This window comes from Paenibacillus sp. FSL H8-0034, from assembly GCF_038000305.1.
In the GTDB taxonomy this organism is placed as follows: Bacteria; Bacillota; Bacilli; order Paenibacillales; family NBRC-103111; genus Paenibacillus_S.
The window spans coordinates 8,029,998-8,056,739 of sequence record NZ_JBBOBS010000001.1; the positions used below are offsets into that span (position 1 = coordinate 8,029,998).

20 protein-coding genes are annotated in these 26,742 nt (G+C 49.7%); 4 read left to right on the forward strand and 16 right to left on the reverse strand.

The window, feature by feature from the left end:
- The first annotated feature begins 184 nt into the window (after nt 1-184).
- The 3 genes from NST47_RS35870 to NST47_RS35880 all read left to right on the forward strand — a co-directional run bounded on the left by NST47_RS35870 (nt 185) and on the right by NST47_RS35880 (nt 4,155).
- The gene (locus NST47_RS35870) at nt 185-2,152 is read left to right on the forward strand and encodes a DEAD/DEAH box helicase (protein ID WP_341159368.1); all 1,968 of its coding nucleotides are present in this window, start codon (nt 185-187) and stop codon (nt 2,150-2,152) included.
- 106 nt (nt 2,153-2,258) lie between these two features.
- Entirely contained in the window at nt 2,259-2,849 is a 591-nt protein-coding gene (locus tag NST47_RS35875) for a guanylate kinase (RefSeq protein ID WP_341159369.1), read from the forward strand.
- Nucleotides 2,850-2,982: 133 nt separating this feature from the next.
- On the forward strand, nt 2,983-4,155 hold the full coding sequence (locus NST47_RS35880) for a conserved virulence factor C family protein (protein ID WP_341159370.1): 1,173 nt from the start codon (nt 2,983-2,985) through the stop codon (nt 4,153-4,155).
- A 145-nt stretch (nt 4,156-4,300) separates the two neighbouring features.
- Here the strand turns inward: NST47_RS35880 and NST47_RS35885 are convergent, their stop codons facing one another.
- The 14 genes from NST47_RS35885 to NST47_RS35950 all read right to left on the reverse strand — a co-directional run bounded on the left by NST47_RS35885 (nt 4,301) and on the right by NST47_RS35950 (nt 24,583).
- A complete protein-coding gene (locus NST47_RS35885) occupies nt 4,301-5,233 on the reverse strand; it encodes an MBL fold metallo-hydrolase (RefSeq protein ID WP_341159371.1) in 933 nt (310 codons plus the stop codon).
- A 343-nt stretch (nt 5,234-5,576) separates the two neighbouring features.
- Entirely contained in the window at nt 5,577-7,730 is a 2,154-nt protein-coding gene (locus NST47_RS35890; protein ID WP_341159824.1) for an ABC transporter ATP-binding protein, read from the reverse strand.
- A gap of 77 nt (nt 7,731-7,807) precedes the next feature.
- Nucleotides 7,808-9,550, reverse strand: coding sequence for an ABC transporter ATP-binding protein (locus NST47_RS35895; protein WP_341159372.1), 1,743 nt, complete (start codon nt 9,548-9,550; stop codon nt 7,808-7,810).
- Nucleotides 9,551-9,735: 185 nt separating this feature from the next.
- A complete protein-coding gene (locus NST47_RS35900; protein ID WP_341159373.1) occupies nt 9,736-11,451 on the reverse strand; it encodes an MGH1-like glycoside hydrolase domain-containing protein in 1,716 nt (571 codons plus the stop codon).
- Between the two features lie 94 nt (nt 11,452-11,545).
- Nucleotides 11,546-12,871: an ABC transporter substrate-binding protein gene (locus tag NST47_RS35905; protein ID WP_341159374.1), complete on the reverse strand. Its 1,326-nt coding sequence runs from the start codon at nt 12,869-12,871 to the stop codon at nt 11,546-11,548.
- Nucleotides 12,872-12,980: 109 nt separating this feature from the next.
- A complete protein-coding gene (locus tag NST47_RS35910) occupies nt 12,981-13,820 on the reverse strand; it encodes a carbohydrate ABC transporter permease (protein ID WP_240417959.1) in 840 nt (279 codons plus the stop codon).
- Between the two features lie 4 nt (nt 13,821-13,824).
- Complete coding sequence (locus NST47_RS35915) at nt 13,825-14,742, reverse strand: carbohydrate ABC transporter permease (RefSeq protein WP_341159375.1); 918 nt, start codon at nt 14,740-14,742, stop codon at nt 13,825-13,827.
- Between the two features lie 92 nt (nt 14,743-14,834).
- Complete coding sequence (locus tag NST47_RS35920; RefSeq protein WP_341159376.1) at nt 14,835-16,535, reverse strand: response regulator transcription factor; 1,701 nt, start codon at nt 16,533-16,535, stop codon at nt 14,835-14,837.
- A gap of 37 nt (nt 16,536-16,572) precedes the next feature.
- On the reverse strand, nt 16,573-18,366 hold the full coding sequence (locus tag NST47_RS35925) for a cache domain-containing sensor histidine kinase (protein ID WP_341159377.1): 1,794 nt from the start codon (nt 18,364-18,366) through the stop codon (nt 16,573-16,575).
- A gap of 123 nt (nt 18,367-18,489) precedes the next feature.
- On the reverse strand, nt 18,490-19,272 hold the full coding sequence (locus NST47_RS35930; RefSeq protein WP_341159378.1) for a DUF554 domain-containing protein: 783 nt from the start codon (nt 19,270-19,272) through the stop codon (nt 18,490-18,492).
- A 79-nt stretch (nt 19,273-19,351) separates the two neighbouring features.
- Nucleotides 19,352-20,341 carry an ABC transporter permease gene (locus NST47_RS35935; RefSeq protein WP_341159379.1) on the reverse strand — a complete coding sequence of 330 codons (990 nt, stop codon included), beginning with the start codon at nt 20,339-20,341 and terminating at the stop codon, nt 19,352-19,354.
- Nucleotides 20,338-21,849, reverse strand: coding sequence for a sugar ABC transporter ATP-binding protein (locus tag NST47_RS35940; protein ID WP_341159380.1), 1,512 nt, complete (start codon nt 21,847-21,849; stop codon nt 20,338-20,340). The genes NST47_RS35935 and NST47_RS35940 overlap by 4 nt, the downstream gene beginning before the upstream one ends.
- A gap of 78 nt (nt 21,850-21,927) precedes the next feature.
- Nucleotides 21,928-23,010, reverse strand: a complete 1,083-nt coding sequence (locus NST47_RS35945) for a sugar ABC transporter substrate-binding protein (protein WP_341159381.1) — start codon at nt 23,008-23,010, stop codon at nt 21,928-21,930.
- Nucleotides 23,011-23,110: 100 nt separating this feature from the next.
- Nucleotides 23,111-24,583 carry a SulP family inorganic anion transporter gene (locus NST47_RS35950; protein WP_341159382.1) on the reverse strand — a complete coding sequence of 491 codons (1,473 nt, stop codon included), beginning with the start codon at nt 24,581-24,583 and terminating at the stop codon, nt 23,111-23,113.
- A gap of 178 nt (nt 24,584-24,761) precedes the next feature.
- On the opposite strand from NST47_RS35950, the gene NST47_RS35955 reads away from it, so the two are divergent.
- Nucleotides 24,762-25,007 (forward strand): hypothetical protein, encoded by a 246-nt coding sequence (locus tag NST47_RS35955; RefSeq protein WP_240417967.1) that lies wholly within the window; start codon nt 24,762-24,764, stop codon nt 25,005-25,007.
- A gap of 140 nt (nt 25,008-25,147) precedes the next feature.
- Here NST47_RS35955 and sdaAA read toward each other — a convergent pair whose 3' ends face one another.
- A complete protein-coding gene (sdaAA, locus tag NST47_RS35960) occupies nt 25,148-26,047 on the reverse strand; it encodes an L-serine ammonia-lyase, iron-sulfur-dependent, subunit alpha (RefSeq protein WP_341159383.1) in 900 nt (299 codons plus the stop codon).
- Nucleotides 26,044-26,724 carry an L-serine ammonia-lyase, iron-sulfur-dependent subunit beta gene (gene sdaAB / locus NST47_RS35965; RefSeq protein WP_341159384.1) on the reverse strand — a complete coding sequence of 227 codons (681 nt, stop codon included), beginning with the start codon at nt 26,722-26,724 and terminating at the stop codon, nt 26,044-26,046. Before sdaAB ends, sdaAA begins: the two co-directional genes overlap by 4 nt.
- Nucleotides 26,725-26,742: the final 18 nt, after the last annotated feature.

Below are 26,742 nucleotides of genomic sequence, written 5' to 3' on the forward strand. Positions count from 1 at the left end.
TTTTTGGCGTGAATCACATGACACGCTGGTTTCTTTTTCCTACCGATTCCTGTAGAATGCAAGGTAAGCGCCTTGAAAATACCACCACATTATTGGTTTGAATAGTGAGCCTGTTTGCACGTATAACCTGCAGTTGCAAGATGTGATCAAGGAATGAACCGATAGATGAAGGAGATAACTAACAATGAAATCCAATATGTTCACCGCACTCGGCATTAGTGAAGAAGTCGCCGAAGCATTGGCACAGCAAGGATATACCGAGCCGACGCCAATCCAGAAGGAAGCGATTCCGATCGTATTGACAGGCAAGGATATTATCGCTCAAGCCCAAACCGGAACAGGTAAAACCCTTGCTTTTGTATTGCCGATTCTGGAAAATTTCGATCCTGTCAAAAACTACACACAAGCGATGATTTTGACACCTACTCGTGAACTGGCTATTCAAATTACGGCTGAGGTACAAAAGTGGGCTCCACTTAAAGGCATGAATGTACTGGCCGCTTACGGTGGACAAGATGTCGAACGTCAGCTGAAAAAGCTTGCGGGTACGATCCATCTGATCATCGCGACGCCTGGACGACTGCTCGACCATATACGACGCGAAACCGTGCAGTTGAATAAACTGTCTACCCTGGTGCTCGATGAGGCCGATCAAATGCTGCATATGGGGTTTCTCAAGGACGTTGAGGAGATCATCATGCAAACACCGGTTAAACGACAAACCCTGCTCTTCTCCGCAACGATGCCGACACCGATTCGCAATCTCGCCAAAGGCTACATGAGGTCACCACAGGAAGTCAAGGTCAAATCCCGACAAATCACGCTCACCGAGATCGAGCAAATTGCCATCAAAACAACAGACCGTGGAAAGCAGGATGCTCTTGTCCATTTAATGGAAGAAATGCGTCCGTATTTGGCTATGATCTTTTGCCGTACCAAGCTGCGGGCTGCCGAATTGAATCAGGCCTTGCAGGAAATGGGCTATGTGTCCGATGAGCTGCATGGCGATCTGACCCAGGGCAAGCGCGAGCAGGTCATGAAAAGATTCCGCGATGCCAAAATTCAATTTTTGGTCGTGACGGACATTGCCTCACGTGGCCTTGATGTTGAAGGGATTACCCATGTATTTAACTACGATATGCCGCATGACACTGAGGCTTATATTCACCGGATCGGTCGGACCGGACGGGCTGGACAGCGCGGAATGGCAGTTACACTGCTCACTCAGCGTGATATGAAGACGCTTGTCGAAATCGAGCAGGGTATCAACGCACAGCTTCCGATTCGTACGATGCATGCTGATGGTGAGCTGAGCGTAGAGCAAACCAGTGGGCGCACCCGTGTTGTCCGCAGCGGCGACAAGGATCGCGTGAGCATGAGCACAGAGCGGGCGGAGCGCGATGGAGCACGCGGACGTGGTGAGCGTGGCGGCGCACGCCGCGGAGCAGCCGGCGCAAGCGACGGGCCTCGCCGCAGCCGCAGCGGCTTTGGCGGCAACGCGCCAGGCGGACGTGGACGCGCAGGAGCGGCTGGCGGACAGCGTGGCGTGGACGCTGGCGGCTGGCGTGACCGCAGCGGCGCAGCACCTGCAGCGCGTGGCGATGAACGCGCCAATGCTGGCGGTGCTCGCACCGTGCGGGGCGATACGCGGCGTGGAGAAGCAAGCGGTGATACGGAGCGTGTGCGCGGTGGCGGCGAAGAAAGAGGCTTAAGCGGGATTTTTGGCAAGCCCGGTGCTCCCAATCGAAATCGTGATCGCGAGTACGGCACACACAATCGGTCAGGTGGCTCTTCCCGCTCAGAAAGGCCAAGCCGTGAAAACGGTGAATCCACGAATAGCCGTGCCGGGGCATCTGCTTCCAGATATGGAGCTGGGACAGGGGCCGGTCGGGCCAGTAATGGTGGTGCTGCGGGATCAGCTCGTGACGGTGGAGAATGGACCAGCAAGCGTGACGCTCAGCAGCGAGCCAAGGCAAGCACAGGCCGTGGTGCTTCAGCCGCCCGTGGCGGTGATCGTACCGGTGCAGCAGGCGGCGGACGACAGGAACGGAATCCACAATCAGCTCCAACCCCTAGAGGCTCCGCACCTGCAAGCCGAGGTGCCCGTCCTGGCAGCAAGGGCAGTGGACCTCGTGGACGCAGCGGACGTTAAAACCTTGATTTACACAACATAAATACAGAATGAAGCCTTTACCATGAGAGTGAAACCATGTAAAATAAAGGGTACGCAACAACTCTCAACTCAAGGAGGGGCTTCTATGTACGAATTAAAGGACCATGACATTATTTTCATTTTCACCGGCCCTAATGGTGCTGGTCGGAAAACCGTAGCACAAATGTTGGGTGATACGCTTGGCATGAAACAAGTTCTTTCGCACACTACAAGAGCACCCCGATCTGGAGAAGAGGATGGACTGGATTATCATTTTGTAACCCCTGAGGCTTTTACACAAGCGCAGCAGAACAACGAATTTATTGAGGTTATTGAACTAGACGGTAATCGTTATGGCGTTCTAGAGCGAGATTTGGCAAATTCCCTGCAAGCGCATGGCGTGATTTATCTGGTTCTGAATCGGCAAGGTGCCGATACCGTGAAGCAGCTCTATGGACGAAAAGCAATTCGTATCTTCATCTATACGGATCGGCAAACCATTATCAAACGTGAGGAGCTGCGCGGCTATTCAGCTGACAGCATTGTGAAATCCACAGCTCATTATGATGAAGAAATGGCATACAAAGAACAGTGTGAACATATTTTTGAAAATCTTGATCTGGCTCATACCGTGTTCGATTTGACCAAGACTTTGGACGACAACTACTTACATCGTAATCTCGTTGATAAGGACTAGGCTCAACAGCACATACTAAAAGACCGGTACTTGCGCGGACGTGCGTGAACGGTCTTTTTTTATATGATGCTCGCGTTCCATTATCACTTGACGGTACAGCCGTTAACTCATGCATAGAAAGGTGGCAATATCCTTGCATATCGTATCCATCGAACCGACACCAAGTCCTAATTCCATGAAAATCCAGTTAGACGAGCGTATTCCCGACGGTGTGCGGTCGACTTATACCAAAGCGAACATCGATCAGGCTCCAGCTTTTATCGCCAAGCTGTTTGCCATCCATGGAGTCAAAAGTGTGTACCACGCTGCTGACTTTCTAGCTGTCGATCGGATTGGCAGCAACGATTGGCAGCCGATTTTGGCGCAAATTCACGAAGTACTGGGCGGCACCCCATCCACCATGGATCAGTTCCAACCTGCTGCAGATGCAGCTGATTCGAGCAATATCTCTTCTTTTGGTGAGGTTCAGGTACTGCTGCAGCACTTTCGGGGTATCCCGCTTCAGGTTCGTGTAACAAGCGGTATGGAACAGCAGCGTGCCGGACTGCCGCAGCGCTTTACTGATGCGGCTATCCGTGCAGCGTCTGCAGCACCTAATCTGATCAAGGAGCGCTCACTTGAGGATTGGGGTATCCGGTACGGCGAGCTCAAGGAAGTATTAGAAGAAATCACTCAGGAAATAGATGCAGCTTATGATGAAACCCGCCTACAGTCTCTAATCAAGCAGTCACTGCAGCTGGGTGGTGCATCGGTAGAAGGTACGGCTGCTGTAAGCTCGGCAGGACGAGCCACTTTATCCAAAGAAGAGCTGCTGCTGCAATTGGCAGCCCCTGATTGGAAGCAGCGCTATGCAGCTTTACAGCAAATTAAACCCTCTATTGAAACGCTGCCGTTGTTGACACATGCTCTTAAGGATGAAAAATCGTCTATTCGCCGGCTCGCAACTGTATATATAGGTGATTTAAAGGATACGTTGGATGTGCTGCCTTATTTGCAGCCTGCGCTTGAGGATTCAACAGCTTCGGTACGTCGTACGGCGGGCGATACGTTGTCAGATATCGGCGATCCAGGCGCTGTTCCCATGATGATGAAAGCACTGCAGGACCCCAATAAGCTGGTTCGCTGGCGGGCAGCACGTTTCCTCTATGAGGTCGGTGATGAGCAAGCCTTAACAGCACTGCGGCCCGCAGAGGATGATCCTGAATTTGAAGTCCGCATGCAGATCAAGATGGCAATCGAACGGATTGAAGGCGGCCACGCAGCAGAAGGTTCAGTCTGGCAGCAAATGACGCGAAGATCTGAATAGCAGAGATTGAAAACTTTTGAAACCCGGCTGATATTATTTCACAAATGTGGTATCTATTTAATTTACCGAGATGATAATAACCCTCCAAAACTCACTTTGGAAGTGATTCCGGGGGGTTATTCATTTTATATTATTTGAATAATTATTACTTGATCAACGTTTCACCATGCTTCAATACCCGCAGCTTCTCTATGGGCAGCTCCCGCCTGCTCCATTCCGCATACAAACGATCCAACGCTTCGCGCGGAGTATCGTCTGCCAGTCGGAAAGCTCCATAGTGCATCGGTATAAATTCCTCCGCCTGGACATCGATGAAAGCTTGTATCGCTTGCTCAGGCGAAACATGCTGCAAGGACATAAACCATTCCGGCTCATAAGCTCCGATCGGCATCAACGCATAGCGGATCGCAAACCTTTCGCCGATCCGCTGGAAGCCGGGGAAGTAGCCGCTATCCCCGACAAAATAGACCGCCTCACGCTCCATGTCGGTACGGGTCGCAGGCTGAATGACCCAACCGCCCCAATGCGAACGGTTAATATCAAACGGTGTCCGGCGCGTCCAATGCTGCGCTGGCACAAAGTGCAGCTCAATGCCTTCAAGCTGCACATGACCCCACCAGCTGAGCTCCGTTACATGAGCATAGCCTCTGGCTCGCAGCTTGCCGCTAAGTCCTTCGGGTACATATAAAGGTGTATCTTTGAACGCTCGTAAGGTGCGCATATCCATATGATCATAATGACTATGCGAAATAAGCACGGCATCGATACGAGGCAGTTCCTGCATACGTAAGCCTGGAGGCGCCAGACGCCGCTCCAGTCCCATTCGTTCCGACCAGACCGGATCAGTCAGCAGGTTGAAGCCGCCCATTTGAATCAGAAAAGTGGAGTGACCAATCCAGGTGATCGTCGTCTTCTCCCGGTTACTGCGAAGAAAATCAATTTCCTTCTGCTCACAGGTCGGTACCACATAGGATAAGTCCTTGATTTTTTCCTTACGCTCTTTGCGCCATTGACGTAAATCCTTAAGAACCTTGCCATGTCGGACGCCATTCATATTTTCAAAACGTTTCCCCTTCATTGTCTTCCCTCCCTCTTGAGTATCTTTTCTTTACTATAGCCTATTCATTACCTGACGCAAAACGACAGATTTCCCCATTTAAACCAGCTCCATAATAACCGTACAGTGCCTTTGCGACTTGGTGAAGCCGAGGATCTGTTGTTTAAATAGTTGTTGAGATGATCGCCCTAAAAAAGCATGCCGCAAACGGTTAGGTCGTTCCGTTGCTCATGCTTTTTCAATATTATTACGAATATTCGATTGTGAGGTTGCAGTCGATCCAGAATGCCTCATTCTTTAATACCCGTTGTACTGAGCTGCTAATCTCTGATATCTGCTCTTATTCGTCGGTCCAAGTTTGTGTTTATGAAGTTGTCGAAGTTGGCTGGATATGAGCTGTCTCATGCTTGTTATTGTCCCCGCCCTTTTGCAGCTGATACATTCTGTAGTAGCGTCCCTGCAGCTCCATCAACTGCTCATGATTGCCGCGCTCCACAATCTCGCCATGATTCAAAACGAGAATCAGATCGGCATCACGAATCGTCGACAGCCGGTGGGCGATCACAAACGTTGTTCGGCCTTCACTGACAACTTGCAGCGCCTGTTGAATCAAGCCCTCAGTTTCACTGTCGATACTGGCAGTCGCTTCATCTAATATCAGGATCGAGGGATCAAAGGCAAGCGCTCGTGCAAAGGAAATGAGCTGTCTTTGACCAGCTGACAATGTGCTTCCCCGCTCGACTACCGGCTCATCATAGCCCTTGGGGAGTTTTTCAATGAACCCGGCAGCTCCCACATCAGTCAGCGCCTGTTTGACTTTGCGCTCGTCAATCGCTTCATTATACAAGCCTACATTGAATTTAATATCCCCAGCGAACAGAAAAGGGTCCTGTAGGACAATCCCCATATGCTTGCGCAGCGCCTGCTTGGATATTCCCGCAATACTGCGCCCATCAATACGGATTTCGCCTCCGGAGGGCTCGTAAAAACCGAGCAGCAGGTTCATAATTGAGCTTTTGCCTGAGCCTGTATGACCAACAAGCGCAACCGTCTCGCCTTTTTTGGCCTCGAACGTGATATTGCGCAGCACCGGCTCGCCTTCTTTGTAGGCAAAGGTTACATTATCAAAGGCAACATGCCCCTCCGGTCTGGCTAGGCCAATCGCGTTCTCCAGCTCAACACCTTCCAGATCGAGAATATAAAATACTTTCTCTGCCGACACCACAGCCCGCTGGGCGTTCGTTAACTGGTCAAAAATCCCGATAATCGGCTGGAAAAACCGGCCTAAATAATCGATGAAAGCATAAAACACACCAAACGAAATGGCCGTCTGCAGCGATTGCCCGCCAAAATACCAGATCGTTCCGGCTGTGAACAACGATCCGACCAGACCGGTAAAATTACGGGAGGATAGCGAGAATACACGAAATTGCTTTTGATTGCTGCGATAACGGTCCTCATTCAAAACCTCAAATTCTTTCAATCGGGCCTTCTCTTGACGAAAAGCTTGTATGATCGGCATCACGGCAATCGATTCACTGATCATTGCGTTCATATCACTCAATCTGGCACGCATGATAGCAATGTAACCTTTGGAAAACTTCAGATGCACCCACATCACAGCGATAAATAACGGGATCAAAATCAACGTAACCAGAGCCAATTGGACGTTCAGTAAAAACAAAGCTACATAAATACCTATAACATTAATTGTACTGACCACGAAGGTAGCCATAAAGCTCATAAAAAGATCACGGATCGCTTCCGTATCATTGGCAACGCGGGAAACAACCTGACCAATCGGCGTGTTATCAAAAAACCGCAGTGGAATCTTTTGAATATGTCGCATCAAGTCCATCCGCATCCGCTGAATGATTCGCAGCGCCGTCGATTGCAGGGTGTAAGCCTGGATATAATGCAGGGTACTGGCAATGACCAGCAAGGCAATGAATACCCCGAGCCAGCCCAATACAGGTTTTACCTCGTATTGATAAAGCGAAGCTACCTCTGTTGAGGATAGCTTGCGGGCCGGGTACAGTTCAGGTGCGGCCCCTTTGCGAATGACCTGCACGGTTACCTGTGAAGATTCCGGAGCTGCTCCACTCAGCTCAGCTGCCGTAGCAGGCTGAACCGACCAATTGCCGTCAAATTGCTGGGCTGTGTTGATCAGGTACATTCCGCTTTCCAGCTGCATGAAGCGCACTTCCTTCCAGCCTGAACGGATCGCTTGCTGTCTGGCTTCTGACGGATCGGCATGCAGCCAATCGCTGCGGTAATAAATAAGGCCGTTTAACTCGACAACCTTCGTGGTTTGCGCTAAAGCCGGGTATTCCTTCGCTTCATACCAAGGCAGCTGTACGCTGCTGATATGTTTATCAATAATCGTTTTCGCGATATAAGGACCGCCCAGCTCCGCTCCTACCGCACAGCACAGTACAAGCAGCGCAGCCATAATACGCACTTTGTAAATTAATGCGTAGGAGGCCAGCCTTCGAACTACCGTTTGTTGGGATGCCATAGTTCCATTCCTTTCACGCTTCGCGCTGCTTTTTTTGTTGATCATCTATTTACTGATCTTCTTATTTGCGTGTCATCTCAACCTGCCAGGGTTGCCTCCATCTGTTGACGGTCAAACTGCTCCTTGTACCACCCGCCGTGCAGCATCAGCTGCTCATGGGTTCCTTCTTCGACGGATCGTCCATCATCAAGTACGATAATCCAATCGGCATGCATCACTGCAGAAAGCCGATGTGTCGCGATCAGTGTTGTTTTGCCTGAGCGTTCCTTGCGGAGGTTGTTCAGAATCATGCTTTCGGTTCGTGCATCGACGGCCGATAGCGAATCATCCAAAATTAATATCTCCGGATTGACCAGCAAGGCGCGTGCAATGCTCACCCTCTGCTTTTGCCCGCCTGAGAGCATCACTCCGTTCTCGCCAACAATCGTATCCAAGCCTTCCGGCAGCTGCTCCAGATCCTGGGTAAATGAAGCCATTTCAATCGCTTTGCGAATGTCCTCTTCCGACGCTTCCGGATTGCCAAGGGCTATATTATCGCGAATTGGTTTGGATAACAGCAGGTGCTCCTGCGGCACGTAGCCCATCCAGCCGCGAACCTGAGTCAGTGCAATCTGTTCTATCGGAATTCCCGAAATCAACAGCTTCTGCGGCTCTATCGGATACTGTCTTAGCATCTGCTTGAGCAACGTACTTTTCCCACTCCCGGTCCGACCGACGATCCCAAGCGTCTGTCCGCGCTCCAGCTGCAATGAAATTCCATTTAAGCTGTCGTGTTCGGCTCCCGGGTAACGAAAGCTTAATTGCTGCAGCTCAATCCGTCCCGGCTGAGCTACAGCTACTACGGGGTCATGATCCTGAACGTCTGCGGTTTGAGCAAAGCTTGCCGATAATCGGTCCACGGATGCTGTCCCACGCTGTAATATATTAATAAATTCACCGAAGGCAATCATCGGCCAAATCAGCATACCGAGATAAATATTGAAGGAAACCAGCTGCCCAAGCGATATTTGATTATGAAATACCATATAGGAGCCGTAACCGATCCCAATCGCATAGCTTAACCCGACAATCGTCGATATCGATGGATGGAACAGCGAGTTGATCGCGGCGACCTTCATATTTTTGGTCATAACGTCCTTCGTAACCTCGTCGAACTTGGCGATATCATGCTCCTCCTGCACATAGGACCGAATGACACGCATCCCCGATATCGATTCGAGCGCACGATCATTCATCTGTCCGAAGGAGGCCTGGGCGGCTACGAACCGCTTGCGCATACGTTTCCCAAGCATACTGATGACAATCGTCAGGAACGGCAGCGGAATCAATGCAGCCAGCATCAGCTTATAGCTGATCAGTGATACCATCGTGATGAGTACAACAGCTGTACCGACCAATGTATTGACCAGCGTCATCACCCCGTAGCCAGCCGTTTGGCCGATAGCAAGCACATCATTGGTCGCAAGCGCCATCAGCTCACCGGTTGTATTTCGTTGGAAGAAGGACGGCGACATCTTGGTCATATGCTGCAGCAATCTGCCTCTGAGCAGCTTCTCCAACAAAATAGAGTTACCGAACAAGGTTGTAATCCATATGTATACGATGACATAAATCATCACCGCCAAGCCCACCAGCAGCATGACATTTCGATAAAGCTCTGCTTCGGTCAATCCTCCTGTACGGATTTGGTCAATGACGTTACCGATCATTTTGGGTGGAATAATGCTTAACAGGTTTACCGTTGCCATGAGGATAATCGCCATACCATATTTAGCCCACTGTTGTCGAAAAAACCATGAGAGCTTTTTTACAAACGTCACGCCAAACTCCTCCTTACTTATCAACTCATCCTTCTACCATACCATAAATTGGAGATTCAAACATCGGATTTTATCATTAAAAGAAAATGTTCCCATACATGCAGTATCGCCAACATGCACAACAAAACCACCTCCAAGACCACTTTTAAAGTAGTTTTGGAGGTGGTCATTTTGCCTAATATTACTTATCGATAAGTTGGAGCTATAACGCCAGGGTCAAATACACTTGTAAGCCCCCCATGATCAAACTGCTGTATTTCATTCCCTTTGATGGTGATCGGATACACCTTGCCTTCATATCGAAGCTCACCCTCGACTGTGCGGACCGACATCCCGATAATCGACCTCAAGCAGCCCTGACGATCGGTTACAGCCCGAATCCCACTTGGAAATTGCAAATACAGCTCCCCGTTTCGATAAACAACCGCCTGCTCGCGTGTATTCATAAGCTCGAACTCGCTGCCTTCAATCGTGCGGCTGTACGCCGTTTCATTGGCAACCTCTTCACCGTGGTCCATCGTATAAGGAACCAACCCGGTGAACCACAGCTGTCCCTCTGGCGTTGGCAGTATACCGCTCAACCGCTCTACATAATCGAGTAGACACAATATCGCCGGCGAATATGTCTCGGTGTACCCTTCCTTCCCTGTCCAAGGGCTTAAGCATTGAGCAAAACGCTCCACACTCAAAAATGCCGATAAAATCGGAAAGATTACCCAGGTCAGCTCCACATAACGGCCATGATGCTCAAAAGCATGCGGGGCACGGATCAAGCTCAAGAAATTGGAGGCTCCGCCCCAGCTATTATAGCTGGAGAAGGGATCGAATCGCGGATCATCCATGGACATGGAGGTAAACGGATATTTGGCAAAAAATTTGCTGGTATTCAATAAATAGCGGCGCAGCGTCTTATCAAAAAAATCACGATCACCAACCTCGCAAGCCATCACTCTCAGCAGCACATCGGATTGTACTTTAACCCATTCGTCATTACGATCCAGATCATAAAAAAATTCATCCTGCTCATCATAGCAATAGTTGAATAAGCTGTTCAGGCTTTCCTCCGCTTTGGCCTTCCAATCCGTACCGGTTTCGCCCAGCTCTTCAGCCATCCGGTGTAAATAAAGACGCTGACAGTATACATTAGCCGTCAGATCTGGTGCGAGAAAAGGAAGAATCGGCGAATCGGGATTACAGTAGCGTGCATCATCCCCATGCGGCGTGTCAGGAACATGCCAAAATCGGGGCGATAAATCATGTCCGGTATCAAATGTGCAAAAAGCTTCCACACAGCCGCTTCCCCGCGTATTGCGATAGGCATCCAGCCATTCGTCAAAGCGCTGCATGGCGAAATACATTTTACGCAAAAATTGTTGATTGCGTCCATTCAGCAAATAGTGATTCCAGACGCTTCTGGCGAGCGGCGTCACCATCTGAATTTGTCGATAGGCAGCGCCATACTCCGTTATTTTATAAGGCAGCTGACCATCCTCGCGTTGAAAATCAGCAAAGCTTTCAAAGGAAGCCTCAGATACAGAAGGAATGAAGCGCGACAACAATTCCGCGTTAATGGAACCGGTGCTCTCCAGCCAACAGCCGAGATAGATGCCTCCTTCGTGAAGTATCGGCTTCCTTGCGGTGCTGCTAATATCGCTACCCTTATTCGTAACGGCTTGAGAGACTTGCTCGCTGCCTCCGACGCCTCCAGTTGGCACGATACAATCAAGCAGCTTGCGCATAGCGCTGTCATACACGCCCTCAAAACGTATGGAGGATGCAGCAAAACGGACTCCTGATCGCTTCCACTCAGCCAGCACATCCGCATCGGACGGTTTCTTCAATATGCCCACCTTGTCATCTATATTGATTTGCCTTAGCCGTTCTAACAGGGCTCCACTCATCATACCCGCCTCTTCTCATTCGTATTTACTTGTGCGACAAGAACAGGCAGCACCCGAATGTATTCGAGTAGCTGCCCATTCCTTGCTGATCGGATTATTTATTGTTATTGAAAATTTTCACAACACCGTTATAAAAGTCGTCAACCGCTTTTTTAACATCCTTTTTGCCAAAACCGATTTCCTGAACGGTCGTTTCCGCCAGCTTGGAATATTCCGTAAAGCCCGGAGGGTTGTAGCTGACTTTGACCGGTTCTTTCTTCGCCGCATCCGATACCTTGCTCGTGTAATCGTAGATGATCTGATCAATCGGCGTAGCTTCCTTCTTCAGCAGCTCGCGCATTGGAGCAGTTACCGGAACACCACGGTCATTACCGAGGATTTTGGCTGCATCCGGATCATTGATCCAGTAGCTCATCAGCTGTGCAACCTCTTTTGGATGTTTCGTTTTGTTATAGCCAGACATCCCTTGGCTTGATTCAAAAATAACAGCAGTGCCTTTAGGACCACGCGGCAATGGAACCAGTGTCAGGCTGTCCTTGATCAGATTCTGATGCGCACCGAGTGCATTGGAGGCAATCAGGCTCATGGCGACTTTACCGGTTACAATAAGCGACTTGCTCGTATCTCCTGGAGGGTTGGACACCTGCAGCTCAGGGGTCACAACGCCTCCTTCCTTGCTCAGCTTATCCCAGTAGGCGAACCATGGCTCTACATCCTTTTGCTCGAAGCCAAGCTTGCCGCCGTCCATATCGTATAGCTGCTTGCCGTTCTGTTTTAAATAAATGTCCATGCCGTCCACCGTGTAGTCATAGGTACCGTAATAATCCTTGCCCAGCTTCTGGGATAGCTCCTTGGCAATTCGGCTGAAATCATCCCAGGTCCAGCCTTCTTTAGGCAGCTCGATGCCAGCCTTCTTGAACAGCTCCGTATTCACAAGAACACCACGGGCATTCGCGCCAGCTGATACATGCAGCAGCTTGCCTTTGATCGTCCCGTATTCAATCATCGACTTGTCCATATCGGTCAGATTCAGCTCTTTGCCGACATAAGAACCGACATCCAGCAATACGCCCTTATTGGCATAATCGACGACATTGCCTCCGAGGAAAAATACATCCGGCGCCGTGCCTGAAGCGAGCTGTGTGTTTAATTTATCGAAATAGCCCGAGCTTGGCGCGAATTCACCAACAATTTTAATATTCGGGTTCTTCTTCTCGAAATTACGCAAAGCCTCATTCGTCCGATCCGCACGTTTCTGGTCGCCCCACCACATAATACGCAGCTCAACCGGCTCATTTGTGGCGTTACCCTTAGCAGTGCTGTCTGCTGCACCTGTTGGCGTACCACCTGTACTGCCTCCGCAAGCGGAAGTAACGGCCATCAATGCTGCTATCGCAGCAAATGAAACACTTTTTTTCATTTTTGTAATCCCCCTTAACTGATTATGGAAGCTTGTGTCCTGATCATAATGGATAACGCTTACTGGATGAATCGGTTTCCTTTGGCTCTTCATTATTAATTTTTTCGGATTACTTAATACCCGTGGTCGCTATGCCATCCAGAAAGTACCTTTGGAACGTAAGGAAAATCGTCATAATCGGAATCAGCGACAGCACCGACATCGCCAGCAGCGCACCCCAGTCCGACTCTCCGGCAGGGTCAAACAGTGAGCGAATACCCAACTGTACGGTGAACAGCTTAACGTTATTCAAATAAATCATTTGACTGAAAAAATCGTCCCACGTCCAGATAAACGTAAAGATTGCCGTCGTAATCAGTGCAGGTACCAGCAGTGGAAGAATGATTTTCCAATAAATCTGACCTTGTCCGCAGCCATCTATCGTCGCGCTCTCATCGAGCTCCTTTGGAATACCACGGATGAACTGCACCATCAACAGAATGAAGAATGAGTCGTGAGCCAGCCATTTGGGAACGATCAAGGGCAAATACGTGTTAATCCACTCGAAGTTTTTGTACAAAATATATTGCGGCACCAGCGTAACATGATAGGGAAGCATAATCGTTACGAGCATCATACTGAACCACAGCTTTTTGTATTTGAAATCGAGCCGGGCAAAAGCAAACGCCGCCAACGAGCAAGTAATCACATTACCCAATACGGACATAACGGAAATTTGCGCGGAGTTGGTAAAGAAGCGAAGAAACGATATCCCCTGCAGCCCCTTCCAGCCATTGATGTAATTCGTTAAAGTGAATTCCTTGGGCCACAAGGTCGTATCGGAAAAAATCAGATTGTTTGGCTTAAATGAACTGCTGAGCAGCCATAATACGGGATACATCATCACTAGTCCTATCGCAATAATGATGAGATGCTTGAGTCCGTTAGCATATGTGGATTTGGTTATCATATCGTCACCCCTTCTCTTCCTTGCCGTCTCCATAAAAAACCCAATACTTTGAGGTTGCAAAAACAATTGCCGTTAAGCCTCCGATCATGACAAGCATGATCCAGGCCAGTGCGGACGCATAGCCCATATCGAAAAAGGAGAAGCCTTTTAAATATAAATACAGGGTATAGAACATTGTCGAGTCCATCGGCCCTCCGCGTCCATCACCGATCACAAAGCCAGGCGTAAACACCTGGAACGAATTGATTATCGTCATGACGAGGTTAAAAAACAAGACCGGCGACAGCAGCGGCAGTGTGATTTGAAAAAACTGACGGATTTTGCCGGCACCATCCACCTGGGACGCTTCGTACAAGTCGGCAGGAATCTGCTTCAAGCCAGCCAAAAAAATGACCATCGCCGAACCAAACTGCCAGACGGACAACGTAACGATCGTATACAGCACAAAGTTCGGATTTGCTATCCAGGACGGTCCTTCAATACCGAACCAGTTGAGAAAATGATTAAAAAGCCCGTTACCGTCGAATATTTTGCGCCAAACAATCGCAATGGCCACACTTCCGCCAAGCAATGAGGGAATGTAATAGACAGTCCGGTAAATCCCAAGTGCCCGAATCCCTTTATTCAAAGCCATAGCCACCAATAGTGCGAAGATAAGCCGCAGCGGTACGGAAAACAGCACATACTGAAACGTTAATTTCAAGGAATGGTAGAACATGCTGTCATCTGTAAAAATCTGCACATAATTGTCGAATCCGAGCCACCGTGGCGAAGATAACAGGTTGTACTTGGTCATTGACAAATATAACGAACCGAGCATCGGGCCCAGCGTCAGACAGAAAAAACCGATCAGCCACGGCAGCAAAAACAAATATGCTGTACGATTCTGTCGGTGTCGGGTTGGTTTGCGCGAAGATTGCATGGTGGCCTCCTAATCCTGATCTTATGGAAATGATCCGTGTGTTGTTACGAACAATAACCTAATCATACAGACTAGAGGACTTGTAATGAATTCTATTTCTTCGGCAGTTCATTATTAAATTTTTCAGGTGGACTGTGGCGACAATCGGATGGGGTGACCCCATACATACGTTTAAATTTGGAGGAGAAGTAGCTGGCGTTGGAAAAACCGGTTAATTCGGCGATATCCCACAAGCTGAGCGGTGTATCCACCAGCAGTCGTATCGCGTGGGCCATGCGCACCTCAGTCACATATTGGATAAACGTTCTGCCTACCTTCGATTTAAACAGCTCCGAGAAATAGGAGGAGTTGTATCTATAACGCTCGGCAAGCATCGTCAAATTCAATTCATACATATAATTGCTGTCAATAAACTGCAAGGCTGCCTGAATCATCGATTGCTCCGGGTCCTCTGTGTCAGCCTTTGTTTTAAGATCGATTTTGTGACCCAAATGGACCAGAAAGCCCTGCGCTTTATCTATTGTATCCAAGGCCAGCACCATATCCGGCCTTACCCACAGCTGTTCCCCGGCATCCAACTGCACACCGGCTGCATAAGCCATGGAGTCCAGCAGCAAATAGAGCTGGAGCACCAGCTTGACGAACTGCACCTGTGATTCGATAAAGGCTTCTGTGAGCTCCTTACGAACCGTCTGGGTAAACAGCTCCAATTCGCCGCGTGACAGCTGTCTTTGAATGATTTTGGCTACATCCTCGGTTAATGCCGGTCTGTTGTCTGCGAATTCCTTAGCTGTACCACCTACATCGCTCTCGAGCAAATTCCAGGCTATCAGGGACGACATGTACCCTTCCTTCCACTTGTTAAAGCCACTTATCGGCTGCCCGATGCTAATAGCAGGCTCGAACGATAAATAACTGCTTATGCTCGTACGCAGCTCTTCGACGAACGATGCAGCCGCCTCATCGTCATGGTCCAGGATAAAATGCATCAGCCCTGGATAATTCGGATCACGAAATACTTGCGGCTGACCCGAGTGAAGCTGGGCAAACTCCCGGCAAATCATTTCGAATGGAAGACGCAGCTTGTCGGGCGTACGTGTATCCGCTGGGTTAGCTGGGTCTGCTGCAATAGCACCTGCCGAAACCGCTGTGCTGATGTGCTTATTGTCTAAGGATGTCGATATAGCTGTGCTGGCTGGCGACTTACCTGACTTACGCTCCTTAAATCCGACGGTCAGGAAACTGACCATCCGCTCATTCCAATCACGCAGCATGAACAGCTCTGCGCGCTCCTGCTCAGCTTGCCCTGGTTTAAGCTCCTCCTTAACCAAATGAACAATAAAATGCTCCTTCATCTCGACATAATATTGGGAAAGCCGCCAACGCACCTCTGCCTGCTCGTTTTTGAGATTTCTCTCCTCATTCAGCTCCTGTGTCACCTTGCGCAGAGCAGCCATCAGCTCATCCTGAGCAACAGGCTTGAGCAAATAATCACGTGCCTGATTGCGTACCGCAGCTCTGGCATAATGGAAATCCTCGTATCCGGTAATCACGATGATCCTAAGTTCTGGGTACTGCTCGTGACAGCTTTCCAGAAAAGAAACCCCGTTCATCACCGGCATATTCATATCGGTTATAACCAGGTCGATGGCGTCAGATGCCAACTGCTCTAACGCTTCAATACCATTCGAAGCTTCGGCAACGACCATTAATCGCAGGCTGTCCCAGTCGGCCTTCAGCTTTAACCCGAGTCGAATTTCCGGTTCGTCATCCACAATCATGACTCGATACATATGGGGCACCCCCTGCTTTGGTATGGATAAAATGCATTCATTTCGTCAGCATCTGCTGTACAGGCAGGATCAGCTCGATCCGGGTTCCGTGATCCTGCGGCGATTCGATAGTAAAGCTAAAGCGTCCTCCGTAATACAGCTGACAGCGCGCCAGCACATTACGCAATCCGATCTGTCTCGAACCCGTGTTCAAGATGTGATCGAACTGGGAGGATAGTGATTCTGCATACAAACGCTGTATCAATTCCTCGGCTATGCCAGGGCCATTATCCTCAACGATTAAGCGCACCTGCTCCGGCTCGCTGTATATCCGAATGACCACCTTCGCAATCGTTTGATGAAGGAAGCTATATTTGACCGCATTTTCCACCAATGGCTGCAAAATAAATTTCACCATTTGCCTGCTGTCCATGTCCCCCTCTTCCTGGGTCGAAATATCCAGTCTTTCCCCGAAGCGGATTTGCAGGATCGAGACGTAATGCTTCAGATAAGTTAATTCCTCCTGCAGCGGAACGAGATCCTCGCTGCTTCGAAGCGAAAAGCGCATCATTTTGCCTAACGACTCGATCACTTTAACCGTATCTCCGGTGCGCTGCTGCATCGAAAGGCTGCTCATCAGCTCCAGCGTGTTGAACAAAAAATGCGGGTTGATTTGCAGCAGCAGCGCTTTATATTCAGCCTGCTGGCGAAGCAGCTTCAGTTCAAACTCGGTTTTGATATGATGCCTCAGCTGCTCTACCATATTGCGAAATGTCGAGGTCACATAACCAACCTCATTGCGAACGATCTGATCGGCAGGAATACGGCTTTCCGCATGGGCGAAGTCGCCTTTTTGCACGGAACGCATGGCAGAGGCAAGTCGCGACAAAGGCTTCGTTATTCCATGTGATAGCCATGTCGCCACAAGGATTGCGCACAGCAGCAGTAAAGTAGTAAACAGAATGATGCTATTGCGAAGCGTGTACAGCTTGGCATACAAATCCTGCTCAGATACGATGCCGACCAGCAGCCACTGATTCAGCTTTTTGTAAACCACAATATCGTTCATACCCCGGTCATTCGGTACATACAGGACACCTTGACGCGCACGCACAGTCTTGACAGCCTCGACATTTCTGATCGTTTCGGGATCGGATGCATATTCATGTTGCGAAAGAATCGGAAGACCGTTTTGATCCAGCAAAAAGATCGTGCCGCTGTCACCGAGATGTATCCGCTTGAGCGGCTCCAGAAAAAAATCGACACTCACATTAACCTTCATCACGCTTTTGTAAAGAGAAGGCTCGAAGGTACCGATCGGCAGCAGCAAGCTCACCACCTGATAAGGCTTCGACTGTCTGGATTCGACCTGATCATTGTGGGCAGATACCCAATGGTTCCCATTCTGCATAAAATCCTTGTACCACGGCTCCTCGAGAAATTCCTTATCCGCAACCACCTGATTGCCAATGCTAATCCACAAGCCTTCTGGACGATAAATCGATACCGAGGAAACGCCTGAATAATTGTTGGTCGTCTGGGTCAAAAACCGGCTTAGCTCTATATTGGACAGCATCTTTTCCCCTGAAGACAAAGAAGGATCAGACAACGCAATATCCCAGCTTTTGGTCACATCGCTATTATAGACAAGGGACGATAAATCATAAATTTGATTGAGCGCCATGTTGACGTAGGAGCCGTATTCGTCCATTTTCTCCAGCGCCGACGATTCAATATAGGATCTGACAATCGAACGGGATTCATTAAACAGCAAAAAGGAAACGGTTCCAAAAGAAAGCACAAGCAGCACAACAAACGAAGCAATCAAGCGATTTTTTAAGGAATAAAACATGACCCCATCCCCCTTCTCAGCTGTGAAATGTCAGATATCCGGTCAGATATCCGTGTCGCCAACTGTCGAACTCTATCTCAAAAAGCACCGACAACAATTGTCAGTGCTGATCTCTCTATTAATCTACCAGGTCGATATCCAGTGAACGAAAGGGACCGCAAGTGCCGCTACGAGCACAGAGGGCAGCAGATTGGCGACGTTAATTTTGCGCAGTTCCAGCAGATTAATGCCGATGCCCATAATCAAAACACCACCAACCGCCGTAATTTGCATAATGATCTCATCGAGTGCAGCCCTGTCCACCAAGGAGGCGATGCCTGAAGCGGCAAGCGCTATAGCTCCCTGATAAAGAAACACCGAAAATGCCGAGAACAGCACCCCAACACCCATTGTAGAGGCAAATATGACCGTTAAAAAGCCATCCATCATTGCCTTTACATATAAAATATCATGTTGTCCACGCAGTCCGCTGTCGAGTGATCCCAGGATCGCCATCGCACCGACACAGTAAATCAATGTTGTGTTCACAAACCCAGCGGCAATCCTTCCTTGAACTTGGGCTTCTGACTGTAAATCAGCCAACTCGCTATGTTTCCCGCCTCTAGAGCGCCTGCGGATGAAACGGCTTAACGCATTAACCATCCGCTCCAACTGTCGGCCCAGTGCCTCCAGATTCCGTTCCACACGCAGCAGCTCGCCCAGCAGTCCGCCAAGCACCAGGCTTGCCACTATGAGCAAAAAATTCGTCGACTTCAGCGTCATCGACAAACCCAGTGCTACCAGAGCCAGTCCGATCCCCTGCATCACCGTGCTGCGGATGCCCTGACTCAAGCGATTCAGCATCAGTCCCAGCAAGCCGCCGACAATGATGGCTGCCGCATTAATGATCGTACCCCATAACGCCATATCGTGTATGCCCTCTCGTCCATCGTGCCTGATCCTGCAGCAGGACTGCAGGATCGAGTTGTTACTCCATTATAACCGATTATGCTGAGCGTCGGCGTGTTAAATGGATAAAGGTGATAGCAAGCGCCAGTACCAGAACAAGCCCTTTAATAATATCAAACGCATAATACGGCAAATTCAGCATCGTTAATCCATTCAGCAGCACTCCGATAAGAACAGCTCCAAAGAACGTACCAATAACGTTGGGCTTCCCGGCACCCAGCACCGAATAACCGACAAATACGGCAGCTACCGATTCCATCAATACGGGAGCACCCGCATCAATTTGACCCGATCCGACACGGGCTGCAAACAGCAGACCGCCCATAGCAGCAAAAACTCCTGATAGCACATAAGCCATCGTACGCACCCGATTGACCTGAATACCCGACAGACGCGCGGCTTCCTGATTGCCTCCGGTTACATACAATTGACGTCCCCAGCGAGTATAGGTCAAAAATATGTGCACAAGCACAACCGCAATGATCATCAGCAGCACAGGGACAGGCAGACCGAACAGCTTGCCTTGGCCGATCCAGAGAAAGGACTCCGTGAATTTGCCCGGTGCCTTCGTTCCGTCCGGTAATTGCATGTTGTTATAAATGGAAAATCCTTTGGTGTACGTCTTGTGAACCCCACCGATAATGTACATAACCGCAAGTGTCGCCAATAAATCGGGGATGCGAACCTTAACGATCAGCAGCGCATTTAACAAACCGATCAATACGCCGATCAGTAACGGAACCGTTAGTACCACGATGAGCGGCAGCTGATAAAATACCATCATGGAAGCCACTACAACAGTCGTAAGGGAAACCGTCGAGCCTACCGAAAGATCGAAGCCATCTACAATTTGCGAGAAGGTCACGCCTATCGCTACAAAAGTAACGATCGATATCGAACGTAAAATATCGGCCAAATTGTCGTAGGACAAAAAGTTTTCATTGCTGAGAGAAAACAACACGATGACCAGGGCAATGATCACTAATGCCCCATACTTATATGAGTAATCCAGAAATTTATCTTTCACTGAAACGTAGCCTCCCCAGCGCTTGCGTAGTACAAAATTTGTTCCTGCGTGGCTTCATCCCGACGCAGCTCTTTCACGATTTGGCCGTAGCTCATAACGAGTATCCGATCCGCTATCCCCAAAATCTCGGCGATTTCGCAGGAGCAATATATAATCCCTTTGCCTTCCCCGGCAAGACGGCCAATCAAGCGAAATATATCACTTTTGGCTCCGATATCAACGCCCTTGGTCGGCTCATCGAAAATATAGATTTGCGCGTCAGTAGGCAGCCATTTGCCAACAGCAACCTTCTGCTGGTTGCCACCGCTCAAATATTTTACCAGCTGCTCCATATTCGGCGGATGAACGCCCAATTGCTGGATCATGGCCTTGGCATTGGCTGCTTCCTGCGACTGCTGAACAAAACCGAATCGGCTGAACAGCTTAAGCAGCGGCAGAGACAGGTTGTGCTTGACCGACTGCTCAACAAGGATGCCCTGCTTGCGACGCTCCTCTGGAATCAGCGCAATGCCCTCACGCACCGCATCGCTTGGATTGCTGAGCTTCAATCGCTTCCCTTGCAGCTCAATCTCTCCTCGCTCCAGCGGGTCGGCTCCGAACAGCAGACGGGACAGCTCGGTTTTACCAGCTCCCACCAAGCCTACGATGCCGACAATTTCCCCGCTGTGCACGGATAAGTTCACTCCGCGAACCTTGGTGCCCAGTGTCAGATCTCTCGCCACCAATAGTGGCCCGCCAATAGGCACCTCTACCTTAGGGAATTCCTCCTCAAAGGTTCTGCCAAGCATCTGCTCGATAACGACTTTTACACTAGTATCCGCCGCGGACTGGGTAGCAATGATCCGACCATCACGCATCACTGTTACTTTGTCACTGATCCGGAACACTTCATTCAAGCGGTGAGAAATAAATATACAGCCTACGCCGTCAGCCTTGAGCCGTTCCATAATTCGAAATAACTGGTCTGCTTCCTCATTGCTAAGCGGCGCTGTAGGCTCATCAAAGATAATAAACTTGGCCTTTTGCGCTAATGCACGGGCAATGAGCACCATTTGCTTTTGCGCGATGCTCAGCTCCCCGGCCTGCCTTCTCACATCAACCGTAAGTCCAATATCGCTTAATATCCGGGCGGCTTCCCGCTCGATTTGACTCCAGCTTAACCAGCCGCTGCCATGTGTCATCCGGTCCAGCATAATATTTTCCGCAACTGTAAGCTTAGGTACAAGAGCTGTATCCACTTCCTGATAAACGCATTGAATTCCACTCTGAATGGCATCACTTGGACCGCTGATCGCAAGGGGTTTGCCGTCAATCGAGATCTCGCCCTCATCAGGCAAATAGGCACCGGACATCACTTTGATTAATGTGCTTTTGCCTGCCCCATTAGCTCCAAGCAGTGCATGAATTTCGCCTCCGCTAACCGCAAAATCAACCTGCTGCAACGCCTTTACTCCGGGAAATGACTTGGAGATGTGACTCATTTGCAATAAGGTGATGGAACTCGTCATCCTGGCATCACGCTCCTCATTTCAATGGAAAATCCCATCGATCCAGATCGATGGGATACTAAATATCTAAAAACTCAATTATTTCTTCTCAGCTTGCTTCAACCAATCGGTGTAGCCTTGCTCGCTCTTGCCCCAGCCTTTAACGTGCTCGCTCAATTGCGTTGTGGAAATTTGCGTAGCCGGCAGTTGGTCTCTTGATACGAAAACCGGGTCTAACACGATTTTATCCGGTGTTTGGTCGCCATGCAGCTTTTGGTATAAGAAACGTACTTGAATGCGTCCGATATCCTTAGGATCTACAGCAGCAGAAGCAACCCATGGGTTCTTCGTGTCCTGAATCATCTGTAAATCCTCGTCGCTCATATCGATACCGTAAATTTTGATTTCACTGCGTCCTGCTTGTTGAATCGCACGGGCAGCGCCCTTAGCGAACTCATCCCATGCAGCCCATACAGCTGTAATGTCGCCTTTGTTCGGGTATTTCTTAAGAATAGCTTCCATTTGCGCTTGGGTATCCAACGCCGTGTTGGCCGAAGCCGCTCCGAATGCCGCTACTTCCTTGATTCCTGTGTTTTTATCCATGTATGCTTTGTAAGCGACTTGTCTGCGTTCCATTGGCGCGAAGCCTGCTACCCAGATCTTCACGATATTGCCTTTGCCTTCCATGTCCTTGCCCATTTTGTCGAGCGTAAGCTCAGCCATCTTTTGATCGCCTTGCTCTAATACCGTTACGCCTGGAAGCTTGATGTCCGCATCAAAGGCAATAACCGGAATCTTTTTCTCCAATGCTTTTTTCACGCCAGCTTCTAAAGCTTCTGCTGTACCGTGGTCGATCAGAATACCGTCCATCTTTTGGTTGATAGCCGCATCCAGATTGGAGGACATTTTGGCCAAATCGCCTTCAGCTGTAAATACCGTTACTTTACCGCCCAGCTTTTCGACCTGCTCTTTAACGCCTTCTATATATTGAGCCGAGAACGTACCCAGGTTGATTTGCATAATCAATGCAATTTTTTTGTTCTCCAACGACACGGCACCTGTACCCGCTGCACCACTCGCAGCTTCCGGTGCTTTAACTTCCGGTTTGGCTCCGCAAGCTGCCAAGCTCACTGCCAGAATCAGCACGAGCAATAAGGCTATGCTTTGTTTAATTTTATTCATGATTACGATTCCCCCTACATCTTTTGCAAATCCTACTCTTTTACTAGGTCTTAACTCTACCACCACTATTTATCGGCTGTCAATGGTATAAATAGGATGTTCATAATATCTCTATATTTCGATACGCTTCCATCAATTGGCGGCTCTGCGGGTCGAGTCCGGTAATCGTAATTTTTTTCCCCAAAGCCCTGTATTTTTCCGTAACCTTGGTGATTGCCGTGACAGCGGAATGATCCCAAATATGCGATCCTTTAAGGTCAATCATGATATAATCCGGGTCTGTATGCGGCTCAAACAGCTCAATAAAATGGGTCATCGTACCAAAAAACAGCGGCCCCGTTATCACATACTGCTTAAGAGCATCCTCATATTTGGATAGATTCGACTCCTCAGGAAGAATGACCTGACAATTCAGCTTCGCCATTCTCCAACCAAAGTTGAGTGCACTGAGTACGACTCCCGAAACAACGCCAATCGCCAAATTCGATGTAGCTACGACAATAGCCACCGTCAGCACCATCACCACGGCATCACTGCGCGGGATTTTGCCCAGAGTCCGAACCGCTCCCCAATCAAAGGTCCCGATCGACACCATGAACATCACACCAACCAGCGCTGCCATCGGAATTTGCTTCACGATATCGCCAAGCACAAGAATCAAGAATAAAAGAAACACCCCAGAGACGAGCGTGGACAGCCGCGTCCTGCCGCCAGACTTGATGTTAATGACCGTCTGTCCGATCATCGCACAGCCAGCCATACCACCAAACAATCCATTGATCATATTGGCAATCCCTTGTCCGCGAACCTCGCGGTTTTTGTCACTGCCTGTTTCCGTCATTTCATCGACAATGGTTGCGGTCAGCAAGGATTCCGTCATGCCAACAATCGCCAATGCCAGCGAATAAGGCAGCAGGATCAGCAGTGTATGCCAGGACCACGAAATTTGTGGAATATGCAGTAAAGGCAGCGCCTGTCGAATCTCGCCCATATCGCCTACCGTGCGAATATCGAGCTTCAGTGCTATCGCAACAACCGTCATCACGATAATCGCCACCAACGCGGAGGGCACTACTTTAGTTAGAAGCGGAAGCAAATAAATGATCGCTAGCGTCCCTGCTACCATCGCATACATCGGCCAGGATTCACCGACAAAATTGGGCAGCTGCGCCATAAAAATAATAATAGCCAATGCATTCACAAACCCGATAATAACCGAATGCGGAACAAAGGTAATAAACCTTCCTACCTTGAATACGCCAAGAATGAGCTGGAGCAATCCAGTCAGTACCGTTGCCGCGAATAAATAGTCCAAGCCGTACTTCACGATAATCGGCCCCATTAAAGAAGCCATAGCTCCAGTTGCCGCCGAAATCATGCCGGGTCTGCCGCCGACAATCGAAATGGTGACTGCAATCGTGAAGGACGCGTACAGCCCTACCATCGGATCTACACCCGCCATAATCGAAAAAGCAATTGCCTCCGGAATCAAAGCGAGTGCTACCGTAATACCGGATAATACATCATTGCGGACATTGCCAAAGAAACCTTGTCTTAGCCACTGCACAAACAAAACGAATCCTCTCCCTATTTAATTGTTGTAGCTCTCCACTCTCAGGATTGCCGGGTCCGATGCTCACTGTTTTCGATTATATACGTTTTGCGGCAATATGCATAGAGTGATTAGGCTGCAGGAAACGCGCGCATACTAACGAACGAAATCACTATTATTTAGGAGAGGAAGGATACACATGGCTGAGGATAAAAGCATGGAGCCGGTTTCCGGACATGAAGTGGAGACAGACGGCATTTATGAAAACGAATGGGGACGCGAAGAAACGTTGAAACGCGGAGATGAATTTCCTTATGATCCGGTAATGGGACAAACAGAATGGAAGCTCGTCAGCCTGCCGCTTGAAAGCCAGGAGCGGGAAATGTATAAGGATACAACAGCGAATACGAAGCCTCGTCTGCATATTGAACGCGGTGACAGATAAGACCGCCCTTGGATGGGTAAGTCCAGCATGTCATAAGACAGTTCCGTGAAAGGGACTGTCTTTTTTGTGGATTGGAAACTCTCAACCACCAGATCCCCTTAGGAGCTGAATTGTTGCACAAGGGGTAGCTCTCAGCATCGTCATGGCTGTGGCTTCTCCTTGCTTTGTGTGCCATACAGCTCCTTCATCAGTCTCTTGCCTGTTGGCGTCTGGGCCAGTCCGCCCTTGGCCGTTTCTCTGTGCTTCTCAGGCATGGCCGCACCAACCTCCAGCATCACCTGGATGACCTCATCCGATGGGATCACGCTGCGTACACCGGCTAAAGCCATATCTGCTGCGGCCAGTGCCGTTGTCGCACCGAAGCCATTGCGTACGATGCAGGGAATTTCAACGAGTCCGCCGACAGGATCGCAGATCAGACCGAGCGAGTTTTTGAGCGCCAGTCCCACGGCGTGGATCGCTTGAGCGGAGGTTCCACCTCTCAGCTCGACCAACGCGCCTGCTGCCATGCCGATGGCTGAGCCGATCTCCGCCTGACAGCCGCCTTCGGCGCCGGACACGAATGAATTATTGGCGATCACATAACCGATCGCCCCTGCACTGAACAGCCCGGCGACCATGTGCTCGTCGCTCCAGCCGAATCGTTCCTGGGTGCTGACAAACACACCAGGAATAATCCCGCAGGAGCCTGCGGTCGGCGTGGCCACAATGCGTCCCATCGACGCATTGACCTCCGACACCGCTAGCGCGTATGCCATCGCTGTCGCAGCGGCCGGGCCAAGCAGCGGCTCGTCCTTGGCCATATAAGCCGTAACACGCTGTGCATCGAAGCCGGTTAATCCGCTTCGGGAAGGCGTCGGCTCGAAGAGGCCTTTATGAACGGCCTGCTTCATGATGCTGTAGTAATCAGCCATCTTCGCGAATTCCTCCTCGGGTGGACGGCCCGATTCCTTGGCTTGATCATGCAGCATAACAGCGGAAATCGGCTGCCCTTCTGCCTGACAGATTGACGATAGCTGATCCAAGGTTTGAAACCTCATGAATTCCCTTCCCCCCAGTCAATGATTCGTACATCCTGCACATCTGCTAATTGGCCTAATCGCTCCCGTAAACCGGCTGGAAATGAACCATCGGTTTCCACGACCGTCAAGGCGTCCCCTTTGCGTTCCTTACGATCAACATCCATGTACCCGATATTGATATCCAATTCACGGAGCACACCGGAAATATCCGAGATCATCCCTGTACGGTCCGTATGAAAAACAAGCAGCGTCGGATAAACCCCACTGAATCTGACGTCGAAGCCATTGACCTGCTCCAGCTCGATATTGCCACCTCCAATCGATGCGCCGCGGATGGCCATTTGCTGGTTACCGCAGCCCAAGCGGATCAATGCCGTATTCGGATGCTGAGCTAAGCCGCTGCTGGGTATTATCATAACCTGTATCCCTAGACGCTCCGCGTTCTTGAGCGAATCCCGGACACGGGGATCGTCAGGCCCGTAATCCAACAGGCCAGCAATCAACGCCAAATCCGTCCCATGACCCTTATACGTGTCGGCAAAAGAGCCGTAGAGCTGAATATCTACCCATTCCGGCTGAACAGCCAACAAACGGCGGGCCACTCTGCCAAGCCGGACCGCCCCTGCGGTATGTGAGCTTGAGGGTCCAACCATGGCCGGGCCAATGATAGAGAATACATCCTTAAAGCGCATCATGCTGTCCCTCTCTTCCAT

Excerpts from the sequence above, each read along its gene's own strand:
- NST47_RS35920 (WP_341159376.1), bottom strand. The coding sequence starts at position 16,535 with ATGTATCGAGTCATGATTGTGGATGACGAACCGGAAATTCGACTCGGG.
- NST47_RS35925 (WP_341159377.1), bottom strand. The coding sequence starts at position 18,366 with ATGTTTTATTCCTTAAAAAATCGCTTGATTGCTTCGTTTGTTGTGCTG.
- NST47_RS35885 (WP_341159371.1), bottom strand. The coding sequence starts at position 5,233 with ATGAAGGGGAAACGTTTTGAAAATATGAATGGCGTCCGACATGGCAAG.
- NST47_RS35910 (WP_240417959.1), bottom strand. The coding sequence starts at position 13,820 with ATGATAACCAAATCCACATATGCTAACGGACTCAAGCATCTCATCATT.
- NST47_RS35930 (WP_341159378.1), bottom strand. The coding sequence starts at position 19,272 with ATGGCGTTATGGGGTACGATCATTAATGCGGCAGCCATCATTGTCGGC.
- NST47_RS35955 (WP_240417967.1), top strand. The coding sequence starts at position 24,762 with ATGGCTGAGGATAAAAGCATGGAGCCGGTTTCCGGACATGAAGTGGAG.
- NST47_RS35945 (WP_341159381.1), bottom strand. The coding sequence starts at position 23,010 with ATGAATAAAATTAAACAAAGCATAGCCTTATTGCTCGTGCTGATTCTG.
- NST47_RS35915 (WP_341159375.1), bottom strand. The coding sequence starts at position 14,742 with ATGCAATCTTCGCGCAAACCAACCCGACACCGACAGAATCGTACAGCA.
- NST47_RS35870 (WP_341159368.1), top strand. The coding sequence starts at position 185 with ATGAAATCCAATATGTTCACCGCACTCGGCATTAGTGAAGAAGTCGCC.
- NST47_RS35940 (WP_341159380.1), bottom strand. The coding sequence starts at position 21,849 with ATGACGAGTTCCATCACCTTATTGCAAATGAGTCACATCTCCAAGTCA.
- sdaAB (WP_341159384.1), bottom strand. The coding sequence starts at position 26,724 with ATGATGCGCTTTAAGGATGTATTCTCTATCATTGGCCCGGCCATGGTT.
- NST47_RS35890 (WP_341159824.1), bottom strand. The coding sequence starts at position 7,730 with ATGGCATCCCAACAAACGGTAGTTCGAAGGCTGGCCTCCTACGCATTA.
- NST47_RS35875 (WP_341159369.1), top strand. The coding sequence starts at position 2,259 with ATGTACGAATTAAAGGACCATGACATTATTTTCATTTTCACCGGCCCT.
- NST47_RS35905 (WP_341159374.1), bottom strand. The coding sequence starts at position 12,871 with ATGAAAAAAAGTGTTTCATTTGCTGCGATAGCAGCATTGATGGCCGTT.
- sdaAA (WP_341159383.1), bottom strand. The coding sequence starts at position 26,047 with ATGAGGTTTCAAACCTTGGATCAGCTATCGTCAATCTGTCAGGCAGAA.
- NST47_RS35900 (WP_341159373.1), bottom strand. The coding sequence starts at position 11,451 with ATGAGTGGAGCCCTGTTAGAACGGCTAAGGCAAATCAATATAGATGAC.